Origin of the sequence: Echinicola jeungdonensis (assembly GCF_030409905.1) — a bacterium.
In the GTDB taxonomy this organism is placed as follows: Bacteria; Bacteroidota; Bacteroidia; order Cytophagales; family Cyclobacteriaceae; genus Echinicola; species Echinicola jeungdonensis.
This window is the reverse complement of record NZ_JAUFQT010000002.1, coordinates 300,066-312,001: the sequence shown is the minus strand read 5'-3', so window position 1 is coordinate 312,001 and position 11,936 is coordinate 300,066. Positions and strand designations below refer to the sequence as shown.

At 36.5% G+C, this 11,936-nt stretch carries 14 protein-coding genes; 8 read left to right on the top strand and 6 right to left on the bottom strand.

The window, feature by feature from the left end; genetic code table 11:
- Nucleotides 1–43: 43 nt before the first annotated feature.
- The 5 genes from QWY93_RS14555 (at nucleotide 44) to ftsH (ending at nucleotide 5,361) form a co-directional block, all read left to right on the top strand.
- Entirely contained in the window at nucleotides 44–394 is a 351-nt protein-coding gene (locus QWY93_RS14555; protein ID WP_290249103.1) for a C2 domain-containing protein, read from the top strand.
- A 658-nt stretch (nucleotides 395–1,052) separates the two neighbouring features.
- Nucleotides 1,053–1,520 (top strand): Hsp20/alpha crystallin family protein, encoded by a 468-nt coding sequence (locus QWY93_RS14550; RefSeq protein WP_290249102.1) that lies wholly within the window; start codon nucleotides 1,053–1,055, stop codon nucleotides 1,518–1,520.
- 245 nt (nucleotides 1,521–1,765) lie between these two features.
- On the top strand, nucleotides 1,766–2,755 hold the full coding sequence (locus QWY93_RS14545) for a CapA family protein (protein WP_290249101.1): 990 nt from the start codon (nucleotides 1,766–1,768) through the stop codon (nucleotides 2,753–2,755).
- Between the two features lie 193 nt (nucleotides 2,756–2,948).
- A complete protein-coding gene (locus QWY93_RS14540) occupies nucleotides 2,949–3,410 on the top strand; it encodes a hypothetical protein (RefSeq protein WP_290249100.1) in 462 nt (153 codons plus the stop codon).
- 7 nt (nucleotides 3,411–3,417) lie between these two features.
- Complete coding sequence (gene ftsH, locus QWY93_RS14535) at nucleotides 3,418–5,361, top strand: ATP-dependent zinc metalloprotease FtsH (protein ID WP_290249098.1); 1,944 nt, start codon at nucleotides 3,418–3,420, stop codon at nucleotides 5,359–5,361.
- Here ftsH and QWY93_RS14530 read toward each other — a convergent pair.
- The 6 genes from QWY93_RS14530 to QWY93_RS14505 form a co-directional block, all read right to left on the bottom strand.
- Nucleotides 5,340–5,585 carry a hypothetical protein gene (locus tag QWY93_RS14530; protein WP_290249097.1) on the bottom strand — a complete coding sequence of 82 codons (246 nt, stop codon included), beginning with the start codon at nucleotides 5,583–5,585 and terminating at the stop codon, nucleotides 5,340–5,342. The genes ftsH and QWY93_RS14530 overlap by 22 nt on opposite strands.
- Nucleotides 5,586–5,754: 169 nt before the next feature.
- Nucleotides 5,755–6,240 (bottom strand): YbhB/YbcL family Raf kinase inhibitor-like protein, encoded by a 486-nt coding sequence (locus tag QWY93_RS14525; RefSeq protein WP_290249096.1) that lies wholly within the window; start codon nucleotides 6,238–6,240, stop codon nucleotides 5,755–5,757.
- Nucleotides 6,241–6,255: 15 nt separating this feature from the next.
- Nucleotides 6,256–6,516, bottom strand: a complete 261-nt coding sequence (locus tag QWY93_RS14520; RefSeq protein WP_290249095.1) for a YtxH domain-containing protein — start codon at nucleotides 6,514–6,516, stop codon at nucleotides 6,256–6,258.
- Between the two features lie 130 nt (nucleotides 6,517–6,646).
- Nucleotides 6,647–7,672, bottom strand: coding sequence for a hypothetical protein (locus QWY93_RS14515; protein WP_290249094.1), 1,026 nt, complete (start codon nucleotides 7,670–7,672; stop codon nucleotides 6,647–6,649).
- Nucleotides 7,662–8,165, bottom strand: coding sequence for a P-loop nucleotide/nucleoside kinase family protein (locus QWY93_RS14510; RefSeq protein WP_290249092.1), 504 nt, complete (start codon nucleotides 8,163–8,165; stop codon nucleotides 7,662–7,664). The genes QWY93_RS14515 and QWY93_RS14510 overlap by 11 nt, the downstream gene beginning before the upstream one ends.
- A 43-nt stretch (nucleotides 8,166–8,208) precedes the next feature.
- Entirely contained in the window at nucleotides 8,209–8,643 is a 435-nt protein-coding gene (locus tag QWY93_RS14505) for a hypothetical protein (protein ID WP_290249091.1), read from the bottom strand.
- Nucleotides 8,644–9,011: 368 nt separating this feature from the next.
- Here QWY93_RS14505 and QWY93_RS14500 point away from each other — a divergent pair, with 368 nt between their 5' ends.
- The 3 genes from QWY93_RS14500 to QWY93_RS14490 all read left to right on the top strand — a co-directional run bounded on the left by QWY93_RS14500 (nucleotide 9,012) and on the right by QWY93_RS14490 (nucleotide 11,811).
- Entirely contained in the window at nucleotides 9,012–9,488 is a 477-nt protein-coding gene (locus tag QWY93_RS14500) for a hypothetical protein (RefSeq protein WP_290249089.1), read from the top strand.
- 26 nt (nucleotides 9,489–9,514) lie between these two features.
- Nucleotides 9,515–11,218 (top strand): alpha-amylase family glycosyl hydrolase, encoded by a 1,704-nt coding sequence (locus QWY93_RS14495; protein ID WP_290249088.1) that lies wholly within the window; start codon nucleotides 9,515–9,517, stop codon nucleotides 11,216–11,218.
- 143 nt (nucleotides 11,219–11,361) lie between these two features.
- Nucleotides 11,362–11,811, top strand: coding sequence for a pyridoxamine 5'-phosphate oxidase family protein (locus tag QWY93_RS14490; protein WP_290249087.1), 450 nt, complete (start codon nucleotides 11,362–11,364; stop codon nucleotides 11,809–11,811).
- Nucleotides 11,812–11,936: the final 125 nt, after the last annotated feature.

Below are 11,936 nucleotides of genomic sequence, written 5' to 3'. Positions count from 1 at the left end.
AAGTGAAAATTTAAATTATCATCCTCATTATTCCCTAATAACCATGCAAGATATAGTCAGAATACATGTTAAGCTTTTGATAAAGGGGTCAGATATTCCCTTGTCGGGGAATGAATACAGGGTTAAATTTTACGACGAAGATATTTTAAAAGATGATTACCTGGGTGAATCCACATTGGATGATAACGGCCATGCCATTTTTCCAATAACCCAAAAAAGTTTTAAATCCAAAGATTCTCCGTTTGAGGAAAAACCGGATATTTACTTTACAGTGGAAAAATACGGGCAGGTAATTTACAAAAGCAAAGTATTCGAGAACCTTGACCTCACAAAAGCAGGAGATTACCCCGTCTCCGGTGGGCATCATATCAAATTGGGCACCTTTTTGATATAAAACCATTTATTAAGATACCTTAACCCTAAAGATTTTTTGGATAGGCCGAATTTACTTGGTTGTAGAAATTATGGATAGATGATTCATGAGGGAATCCAAAATAATAAATGGGAAAGAATTGAATGTTCTCAATTGTCATTTTTCAGTTCATTTTTTTTAATTAATTATTGATTCATTCAAACCCCGAATACAAGGCCTATAAGACTCATTTACAGTAACTTTTATCGGACACATATCCGACATTAATCATTGAATATCATTAGGCATCAATTTAAATTAATGTTGCAATTTTAAGGATCAGAAAAAATTTAGAAAAGGGAATTTAAAGTAAGATCCAACTCCAAAATCTAAACGGAGGATTAATTGCAAAAAATAGTCAGTTTCCAAAAACTGCCTATACATAAACCTATGATAAACAAAGAAAAGTAATTACACCTATGATATAACGAAAACCTAAAATTTCATAAAAAAATGACAAATGCAAGGAAGGGAACCTCAATATTACATTGGGGTTTCCCGGGTACATTGGGAAAAGATATTTCGAAAAACTGGGCTACCCCCCAAATTGGAAATATTCACTCAATGGGTCACTTAAAAACAATAAATTTCTATTAACCACAACCAATCCAAATAAGGTTGGAAGAACACAAAATAAACAATGAAAACCTCAAAAAGAAATGGTGAGGAAAGCTTATTCCCTACCTTCAACAGCAGCTTAAATGAATTATTTGACATGCCATTTTTTAATTCCCCCTTCTTTGACACCTCTTCCATGTGGAGAGGAAGATCAATGTCAAGGGTTCCTGCTACCAATATCTGTGAAACCGACGCCGAATTTATCGTTGAGCTAGCAGCACCAGGAATGAAAAAAAATGATTTCCATGTAGATGTAGACAATAATTTACTGGAAATCAAGGTAGAAAAAGAGGAAAAATCCGATGTCAAAAAAACCAATTACACTCGCAAAGAGTATGATTATTCGGCCTTTTATCGTTCTTTTAATTTGCCTGAAACTATAAAAGCTGATAAAATAAAGGCAGAATATGAAAATGGTATCCTCAGGGTTCACTTGCCAAAAGTTGAAGCTTCAAAGAAAAAACCTATTAAAGAAATTTCCATTTCATAAACCGAAAATGCAATGGTTTAAAGGGCTGTGTTGATCAGCCCTTTTTACCTATTTTCATATCCATTTAATAAAACCCTGCTTCCTTATCCCCAGGATCATTTTTTGAAAACCTATTACTTCCGTTGTCTAAATCCAAAAATCCCTCAATTTTTGCATCTAATCACCTCAATTTATTGTTATGAAAATCAAAGGGGTTCATAAAATCGATCCTTGGTAACTTACATTCATTGAAAACCCAAAAAAACATGGTGCTTTCCAAAAATATCCAGAAGGCGCAACCCCAATTGCTGATTGGATTAGCTGGGGATAGCATGCTAGGCAGACTTGTAAATAAAAAAATATCTGCAACAGATTACAGATATCCCTGGGGGAATTTGTTACCCCTCTTAAAAAAAACTGACCTGAATATCATAAACCTTGAAACCACCTTTACTACCAGTAATAACAGTGTTCCGAAAACCTTTAATTTTAAAGCAGATCCGGACAAGGTTCAATGTTTAACTAGGGCACATATACAATATGTCACCTTGGCCAACAACCATATTCTGGATTTTTCAAATGAAGGTTTAATGGAGACCCTTAAAGTACTTAACAAAGCAAAAATCAAACATGTAGGTGCAGGAAAAAATGACATTGAAGCCCAAAAACCACTCATAATCCGAAAAAATGGGATAAAAATAGGATTATTAGGTTATACAGATAACGAACCAGATTGGGAGGCTCAAACCTCTCAACCAGGAATCAATTACCTTAAGGTGGGAGATATAGAAAAAGTAAAAAAGTCATTGATTCCTTTAAGGGAAAAGGTGGACCTCCTAATCGTCTCTCTTCACTGGGGACCAAACATGAAAAAAAGGCCATCACCTGAATTTGTGGAATTTGCCCACCAATTGATAGAACTGGGGGCAGATATCATTCATGGACACAGTGCCCATATTTTCCAGGGGATTGAATTGTACCAAAATGGATTGATTTTTTATGACACCGGGGATTTTATTGATGATTATGCAGTAAGTGCCTATTTAAGAAACGACCGTTCATTTTTCTTTTTATGTTCTATTGAAAAAAGTGGGGTAAAGAAAGTTCAACTCGTCCCGGTATTTATCAGAAATATGCAAGTAAATAAAGCTAAAGGAGAAGAGTATAAAGAAACAGTCCGAAGGATGAAAAAATTATCCGCAGAATTTGGCACCCATATGGGCGAAAAAGGAGACCTCATACAATTTTTCGCCTAACCCATTTAATAAATGCGGGAAATTCCTTTGCAGAGGTCACTTTACCATAGTTTTTTATTGAAACCAAAAGCTTTGAATACCTATAAAAACCACCCTTTTAGGAAATGAAGATAGGAACCAATAAGGGCCCATTTCGTTAGCGCATACCATTTTAAAATGTTATATTATAGATAACAAACTAGTAATCAAGCCCATGAAAAAGCATGATTTTAAAATAAAAGTGCTGGAAATGGCCAAAAAAAAGCAAGAACAAATCATAAACGATTTCAAGTCCAGGATTGAGGATCTGAAAAACAGTGAAATCATGATCAATGAAGATCAATATGAGTATGACCAGCAATCGCTTGATTCCAGTACAAATGACATGATCAATCACCTGGCAGATGAGCTTAATTTTGCCTTGGATGAACTAAATTTTCTCCAAAAAATGCAGGTGGGTGAAAAGCCATTAGATAGGGTTTCTTTGGGATCTATTGTAAAAACCAATAAAAAAACCTTTTTTCCAAGTGTCAGCCTGGAAAACTTCAGTGTCAATGGACAGGAACTATTTGGCATTTCCGGACAGGCCCCATTGTACCAATTGATGAAAGACAAAAAGGTTGGCGACAGTTTTGAATATAAAGGAGAGCGGTACAAAATTTTAGAAATATACTAGTTGATATATGACTGGAAAAAAACCACCCTTAACAAAGAAGCGCAATCAAAAGCCCGACCTGGGGAGAGGATGGATATATGTGATTTTACTTTTCATCCTTTTTTCCTTCTGGTATTCAGGTGGCCAGACTGGTATTCAGGAAATTACCTGGAAACAGTTTGAAGAAAACTATTTAAAGGATCAGGAAGTTGACCAATTGGTTGTAGTCAATAAACAAAGGGTTGAGGTGTATATAAAAAAAGAGCACCTTGATGATCCTCAATATCAGAACCTCCCGGAAAACATTTTTACAGGTACACCAAGTGAGGGACCACATTTTTTCTTCACCATAGGTTCAGTTGAAGTATTTCACGACCAATTGGAAAAAGCACAAGCTGATCTACCTCATTCAGATCATGTGCCTGTTAAATACCGACAGGAGACAAATTGGTGGACCAACTTAATCTGGTTATTGCCTTTCTTCTTTTTGATATTTTTATGGATATTCATAATTCGGGGAAGTGCTTCCAGAATGAAAAATATGGGATCATCTGTTTTTAATTTCAGCCAGTCCAAAGCCAGGGAAATGGAAAAAGGCGGTAAAAACAAGGTCGTATTTGATGATATTGCTGGGTTGGAGGAAGCTAAGGAAGAAATTTATGAAATGGTGAAGTTCCTGAAATCCCCTGAAAAATTCCGAAACTTAGGGGCCAAAATTCCCAAAGGAGTTTTGCTTGTCGGACCTCCGGGGACCGGGAAAACCATGCTGGCCAAAGCCGTAGCAGGTGAGGCAGATGTACCCTTCTTTTCCCTTTCGGGGTCAGAATTTGTAGAAATGTTTGTTGGGGTCGGAGCAGCTCGAATGAGGGATTTGTTCAAAAAAGCAAAAGAAAAAGCACCTAGCATAATATTTATAGATGAAATAGACACCGTTGGTAGGGCCAGGGGCAAAGCCCATGCTTTCCAGTCCAATGATGAAAGAGAAGGTACCCTGAACCAGCTTTTGGCCGAACTGGATGGCTTTGACACAGATACCGGGGTGATTGTCCTGGCAGCCACAAACCGGGGAGATGTTCTGGATCCAGCACTTTTAAGACCCGGCAGATTTGACCGGCACATTCACCTGGAATTACCAAATCTCAAGGAAAGGGTAGCCATTTTTAAAGTCCATATGCGGGATTTAAAATTAGCACCTGATATTGAACCTGAACTTTTGGCCTCCCAAAGCCCTGGTTTCTCCGGAGCTGACATTGCCAATATCTGCAATGAGGCAGCACTGATTGCGGCCAGAAGGGAAAAAAAAGCAGTGGACAAACATGATTTTATGGATGCCATTGACCGGATTATTGGTGGGCTTGAAAAGAAAAGTAAAATCATCACTCCGGAAGAAAAAGAAAGAATTTCCATCCATGAAGCAGGCCATGTTACAGTAAGTTGGTTTTTGGAACATAGCTACCCGGTATTAAAAGTTTCAATTATCCCTAGGGGAAAATCCCTGGGAGCAGCCTGGTACCTTCCGGAAGAGCACCAAATAATTACCAAAAAACAATTGTTTGATGCCATTTGTGTTGGTTTGGGTGGTCGTGCTGCAGAAAAAATAATTTTTGATGAAGTATCCACCAATGCCCTGGATGATCTGGAAAAGGTCACCAAACAGGCCTATGCCATGGTGATGAATTATGGTCTTAGTGATGAACTTCGGAACCTTAGCTATTATGATTCAACGGGTAGATATGAACAATCCCTCCAAAAGCCCTTTAGTGAAAATACGGCTGAAAAAATTGATAAAGAAGTCCAGCAAATAATAGACGATGCCTTTGATAGAACAGAACGAATCCTTCAAGATCACCAAGATCAGTTGCAACAACTGGCGAAATCCTTGAAGGATAAAGAAATCCTCCATAAAGAAGATATTGAAAAAATTTTGGGTAAGAAAAAAGTCAATAAACCCTATTCTTCTTTATTTCCATAAAACATTCCTTCAAAATAATCCTCATCATAAACTGGTCTTTCTTCACTTTTGACCAAATGGCCCTTTTCATTGAAATCCAATAAATGAATGAGCTGGTCTTCGTAAACTTTAACCTTATATTTTAGGTGGCCACTTTCGGTCTTTTCTTTTTTTATTTCACTTAAACAACCCTCTCTAAAATGATCTTTGATGTAATCTGATATTTCAAATGGAATTTTACTCATGACCTTTATTATTTTAAATTCCTTGATACACTTATAAATCGAAGCCTCAAAATCAAACCCAGGCTAAACTAAACAGTTAGCCTGGGAAATTCTTTAAATCAAATTTTAATCTTATTTATTATTTCTAAAGGATTTAGGTTTTTTATTAATTGGATATACCAATCGAAATTTAATCAGCAACCTCTTCCTTAACCCTGGAATAAACTCCCATCAGCTCACCATAAGCTATTATATGATAACGAAGGCCCTCTTCTACTTCTCTCCTAGAAGCGCCTTCCGGAAGTTTTAACAGATCATTTAAGGCATACACCTTAAAGAAATACCTGTGAGTACCTGAGGGTGGACAAGGTCCACCGTAATTAACTTTACCAAAATCATTTTCCCCTTGTTCTCCAGGAATCTCATTCTCACCAATATAATGGGTAATAGGGATATTCCACACTACCCAGTGGGTCCAAGTTCCCCCAGGAGCATCTGGATCTAACATTATCAAGGCCAAACTTTTTGCATTGGAGGGTATATTATGTATTTCTATAGGTGGATTAATATCTTCTCCTTCACAAGTATACTTAGTGGGAATAGGACCATTGGCTGGGAAAGCCTCACTTTTTATTTGCAATAGTTTATAGTCCATTTCAATTTCATTTAAATTCATCAGTCAAATCATAATTTAATTGGCCAATTCAGATTTGTCTTTAGGTTCAAGATTTTCAATTTGTTCAACTTTCTTTTTAATCAGTTCATTAACTGAACTCTTCCATTCATTAAATTTAACATCCAATTGCTCATTCAGCATTTTGGCCAAATCTTCTCCTTGTTTATATACTTTTTTTCGTGTTTTGCTACCCCTGTCCGGGGCCATCATTACACCAAAAGCTACACCCGTAACAATTCCTGCCAGAGTGCCCAGCAAAATTTTGCCCATATCCATATTTATATATTTAAGTTTTTGATTTACAGATGTTATAAATTAACATGAATGGCTATTCAAATAAATGATATTGGTCATAAGGTAAGAAAAAATTTCACCAGGGGCTTTTTATTCCCAATCCTTTCAAGGGTCAAAGATCAATGCCAGCTTCACCCAAATACCTCTTCAAAAGGTTTAGGTACCTTTTCACTTTATTCCAAAGTTTATCTTCTCCTGACTTTTGATTTACCCCTTTTTCCACCGCCCCCAAAACCTGGACTTTTGCCCTAATATTGGCTCGAAGGCATTTATAGTAAAAAAAGAGCTCTTTGTCTTTCTCAAGTTTAAACGGATTATAAAAAGATTTATAGGTTGATAAAAAAAGTTCAGCCCTATCAATTTCATTGAAACTCTCCAGATCCATACACAAAAATGCCAATTCATATAAAATATCAATCTGCCTGAACTTTTCCTCAAATTCAATACAGTCAAAAATGACGGGTTTTTCCTCTAAAAATATATTACCACTGTGAAGATCACCATGCAAATCCCTCTGGTATCCTTCCTTTATCCTTTCCCTGAACCTTTTCTCGTTTTTTTCCAAAAATTCATTGCTCCATTCAATCCCCTTTTCAATCCATCCATTATACTCATTGCCAAACTTTTTTTTCAAATAGACATCAATACTTTCAATATCATTAAAAAATTCCTTGGTTTTTGACAGCTCAAACGGGGTTTCAATAACAGGGGAATTTTGATGGATCTGGGCAATTTCCTTTGCCAATTCTTTTATTTGAAAATCCTTGATTTTTCCTGTTTCTAATAATTGGTCCATTCTTTTGTTCCCATCCAATCGTTTCATCCGAACCGCATAATCCCTTAAATTCCCCTCTCCTTTTCCAATATTCCATTTGCCTCCATTTTGATAAATGGGCAGGACATCCAAATAAATATTGGAAAACCGACCATTTAACAAAAGTTCAAGCTCACAAAATTTTTTCCGAAGGGACAGGGTGGAATAATCCAAAAAATTAAGTTTAAAAGGTTTCTTAATCTTAAAAGCATAATCTTGGCCCAAAATCACCCAGGATATATGGGTTTCCACTAAAAGCCCATTTATATTTTCCCCCTCAAACTCCCCCTCTTTAGCCAATTTTTTAATTTCATTACTTTCCATAAGTTACCCCAACGTATTGTAGTGCATCCTCTAAAAGTTGTTCTATATTGTCATCTGTGGATTTTAAAATCAAATGGGGTCTACCTATAAGTTCAAAGGCTTCTTTAACTTTTTGATAAACTAAAAAATCAGCTTGGCTATCCTTCCTATCCTGCCGGAGTCTTTTCTGGATTAAATTTTCTTTTGCAATTATTTCTATTAAAAAGACCGGAACACCCCATTTTCCTGCCAAATCATAAAACATATCCCTAATTGACCTCAGGTAAAAAGTTGCATCTACGACAATTGGTAATTTCTTTTGCAGCCCCTCTTCTGCCAATTGGACCATTTCCCTATAAACCTTGAATTTGTCAGACAATGAATATTGCCCTCTTTTTTTCAAGGCATTCCTTACTTTGTCACTGTTGATATACTGAGCTCCCACCCGGTCGGCCAATCGGACCGCAAAAAAACTTTTTCCCGAACCGGGCAATCCAGCAACAATGATCATCATGGCTACTTTCATTTGGGCCCAAAATGGGGCTGGCTTATTAATCTCACAACAAATGGCTTCCCTTGTTAAAGTTAAGTCCCTCCTCAGCCAATCTAAACATTTCTTTCTTAACTACCCGAAAATCCTTAATGAAATTCGACCACAAAACCTCCAAACTCTCATGGTTATCAAGAAGTTGGGCCCCAACTACTTTTTCATTGTTTTGGATTGGACGGGAAATTTCTTTTTGATGATCAGACACCTTTTTTACCAATTCAGCCCTCCTTTTTTCCAAACTAGTCAGTTTGCCTGCTAAAACCCGGCTATATTCGATATTAATTTCCTCGATAAACCACAAAAAATATTTTTCCATCAACAATTTCAAAAACTTGATTTCATCATCAAAAAAGAATAAATCAGACTGCCAATGCTCGGTCAGGACATATATTCCCTCCAAATTTTTCCTTTCCCATTTTTTTGGGTTTATTTCCTTTTCCATAATATCATCCTTATATTTTTAATCAAAGATAGATAACCCCCACTACCATAAAATGACCCCAATCCTTTGGGAAATAAATTTTTATCATTAGTTCATTTACCCTTATGTTTTACCCCTTCCAAAAATTAATTATAAGCTAGAAAAAATGGACTTGTTTTTTGAGGGAATCCAAGATATGAAAAATAAAAAACGAACAACAGAACTTTTTACAACAAACACAAAACTTTAATAATTAAAAAACAGAATAAACAAAATTTTAATTTAAATTAAAAAAACCTGTTAAAACTCAATTCTAAAAATGACAAATATTTTTTACCCGGGTAATAAATGTTATTACCCCCTTCTTTTTCCTAAGGTATATTGGTTTTATGATTTACGTAGAACAAAAAACCAGAGTAAAAAGGAAAATGTTAGATGCCTGCATTGCCAGGCAACAAACCCTGATCACTGATTTAAAAAATCATATCAAAAGCCTTTTTGAAAATGAAAATTTAGCCAAAGGAAACTTACAGGATTCCCTATCTACCCCTGTGGACCCTCAGATTTTTGAAGAAGCCAATTTGCTCAATAATGCTTTAAATTTCGCCAACAAAGAATTGCAGCAATTACATCAGCTTTATTCCATTGAGGATTTGCTCCATAATAAAGTGGAATTGGGGGCAGCAGTGGTGACCCATTTGGGAACCTTCTTCATTTCCGCAGACCTGGAAGAGGTACAAATGGATGGGGAATTTTTCATGGGACTTTCCTCCGACAGTCCATTTTATTTAGCAATGAAGGGAAAAAGAATTGGGGAAATGTTTATTTATAAGGGAACTTCTTATCATATTCAGGATATCTTCTAAAACATTTTAAAGGATTATCCTCATCCATGAGCTCCGCTTACACCTTCATTAAAGACCTGGACCTCAGCCCAAAACCAGGAAAAATCTATTGGAAAAATGGACACAGAGAATGGCGTGAGGAGTTCATTTATTTCCTGATGGTAGATCGGTTTCATGATGACCTGCCGAGAAAGCCCATTGGGCCAGGAAAAGTTATTAATGAAGGATTGGATAATGAAGCCCTAAAAAAAAGTTGTGGAGGAACATTAAAGGGGATTACAGCCAACCTGGATTATATTAGGGACTTGGGTTGTACTTCTATTTGGCTAAGCCCCGTTTTTGAAAACAACCCCCAATCCTATCATGGATATGCTATTCAGGATTACACTCGCGTTGATCCGAGATTTGGGACTAAAGAGGACCTTACCAAATTAGTAGATAAGGCCCACAGTATGAACATGCGGGTATTTTTGGATGTGGTTTTACATCATAGCGGGGACAATTGGGCGTACCCTTTTGACAAAGAATACTTTTATCATAAAGGAAAAAGCTTTCCATTTGGTCAATGGAGATACCATGATAAACCCAGCCCAAATGAATTGAGGAACCCTGATCTTTATTTTAGAAAAGGACAAATAAGAAATTTTGACTCCTATCCTGAAACTCAGGAGGGAGATTTTTTTGGCCTTAAAACTTTTAAAAATGATAATTCCCCAGAAGCGCATTTTGTCCAGGACATACTTACCAAAATCCATTGTTATTGGATCAAAGAAACAGATGTGGATGGTTTTCGTTTGGATACCGTCAAGCATATGGGCGAAAAAGCCATCAGTATATTTTGTTCCCATATACGGGAATATGCCTATAGGTTGGGCAAACATAGTTTTTTCTTGTTCGGTGAACTTATCGGCCCAGATAAACTTTACAACCGCTATATTGGCCCCAAAACCTCAAGTTTCAAAGACGACACAGCCCTTTATTACGGGTTAAATTCAGTTTTAGATTTCCCCTTATTTCATATTCTTTCTCAAGTAATTTTAGGGAAAATCACCCCCAAAAGATTAATTGAAAGATATGAATCCTTAAGAAAAAATGCCCTCACCAGGGGAGAATACGGTGAATTCTTAGTCACATTTATCGATAATCATGATCAGGTTGGACAGTTTTTTAAATCCAGGTTTGGGTATGAAGCCAGCCCTTCCCAAATCATTGCAGGAATGGGTTTTTTATTGTGTGCATTGGGAGCACCATGCATTTATTATGGTACAGAACAGGGATTCAAAGGCCATGGCTCCGGTGATTGGAATATCCGGGAGCCTATGTTTGACCTCACTGACCCAGAGCACAATGCTTTGGATAAAAATAACCCCATATACCAAGGAATAGCAAGCCTCGCCAAAATTAGAAATGAAAATGCAGTTTTAAAATTTGGAAGAATGTATATGCGGAAATACTCCAAGGATGGTATTAACTTCCAATTGCCCCTGCATATCAATTGTTTACTGGCATTTTCCAGGGTATTGTATGATGAGGAAATGGTTATCGCTTATAATACCTCAACCAATCTGGAAATTGAGGGTTATATTACCGTTCAGAGGGAAATCAACCCCGAGGGAAGTGTTTTCAGATTTGTCTTTGGAGGAAAAGGAAAAATCCATGTTCTAAAAGATGAAAAGGATAGCAGGCACTTTCTGAAATTACGGCTTGCCCCTACCCAGTTTGTGATCCTAAGCAATCAGCCTGTTAATTAGCCCCAGATCCTCAGTATTTTGTCAACACCGTCAATTCTGGCTGACTATTATCATTTTAAAATTAAATACAGGTCATAGGAAAAAGAAATTTGGAAGTTTACATTCATTCAATTCCATTTTAAAAAAAGTAAAATAACCTCATTATGCTTGGCAATTTATCCGATCATCAAATTGACCAAATTCTCCAAAGTCTTATTATTGGCCGGTTGGGGTGTAGGATGGATGACAAAATGTATATTATTCCTGTCACCTATGTTTTTGAAGACGGATACATTTATGCCCATTCCAAGGAAGGACTCAAAATTAATATTATGCGGAAAAACCCTAAAGTTTGCTTTCAGGTAGATTCCATTGAAAACATGACCAACTGGAGGAGTGTTTTAGTATGGGGGGAATTTGAGGAATTAAAAAGTGAAGAGGCTCAAACAGAGGCCATCCATATTTTAGCGGACAGATTTGCACCCTATGTTACCAGTGAAACTGTAAAATCATCTAACAACAGTAATCCTCCTGTTTTGGTGGAAAAGGAACTAAAAGCAGTGATTTACAGGATAAAAATCACCGAAAAATCAGGACGGTTTGAAAAGAGCTAATTCGGGGAAACCTCCAAAGGAGTGCTACATTGAATTGATTATTAATATTCTATTTGGAAACTTTTTTAGGTTGTATGTAACCGAAAAAAGGCAGGAAATACAATATTAAAATTGATAATTTGGAA

Coding starts and splice junctions, on each gene's coding strand:
- QWY93_RS14550 (WP_290249102.1), top strand. CDS start 1,053: ATGAAAACCTCAAAAAGAAATGGTGAGGAAAGCTTATTCCCTACCTTC.
- QWY93_RS14500 (WP_290249089.1), top strand. CDS start 9,012: ATGATTTACGTAGAACAAAAAACCAGAGTAAAAAGGAAAATGTTAGAT.
- ftsH (WP_290249098.1), top strand. CDS start 3,418: ATGACTGGAAAAAAACCACCCTTAACAAAGAAGCGCAATCAAAAGCCC.
- QWY93_RS14495 (WP_290249088.1), top strand. CDS start 9,515: ATGAGCTCCGCTTACACCTTCATTAAAGACCTGGACCTCAGCCCAAAA.
- QWY93_RS14545 (WP_290249101.1), top strand. CDS start 1,766: ATGGTGCTTTCCAAAAATATCCAGAAGGCGCAACCCCAATTGCTGATT.
- QWY93_RS14555 (WP_290249103.1), top strand. CDS start 44: ATGCAAGATATAGTCAGAATACATGTTAAGCTTTTGATAAAGGGGTCA.
- QWY93_RS14505 (WP_290249091.1), bottom strand. CDS start 8,643: ATGGAAAAGGAAATAAACCCAAAAAAATGGGAAAGGAAAAATTTGGAG.
- QWY93_RS14515 (WP_290249094.1), bottom strand. CDS start 7,672: ATGGAAAGTAATGAAATTAAAAAATTGGCTAAAGAGGGGGAGTTTGAG.
- QWY93_RS14540 (WP_290249100.1), top strand. CDS start 2,949: ATGAAAAAGCATGATTTTAAAATAAAAGTGCTGGAAATGGCCAAAAAA.
- QWY93_RS14490 (WP_290249087.1), top strand. CDS start 11,362: ATGCTTGGCAATTTATCCGATCATCAAATTGACCAAATTCTCCAAAGT.
- QWY93_RS14530 (WP_290249097.1), bottom strand. CDS start 5,585: ATGAGTAAAATTCCATTTGAAATATCAGATTACATCAAAGATCATTTT.
- QWY93_RS14525 (WP_290249096.1), bottom strand. CDS start 6,240: ATGAATTTAAATGAAATTGAAATGGACTATAAACTATTGCAAATAAAA.
- QWY93_RS14520 (WP_290249095.1), bottom strand. CDS start 6,516: ATGGATATGGGCAAAATTTTGCTGGGCACTCTGGCAGGAATTGTTACG.
- QWY93_RS14510 (WP_290249092.1), bottom strand. CDS start 8,165: ATGATGATCATTGTTGCTGGATTGCCCGGTTCGGGAAAAAGTTTTTTT.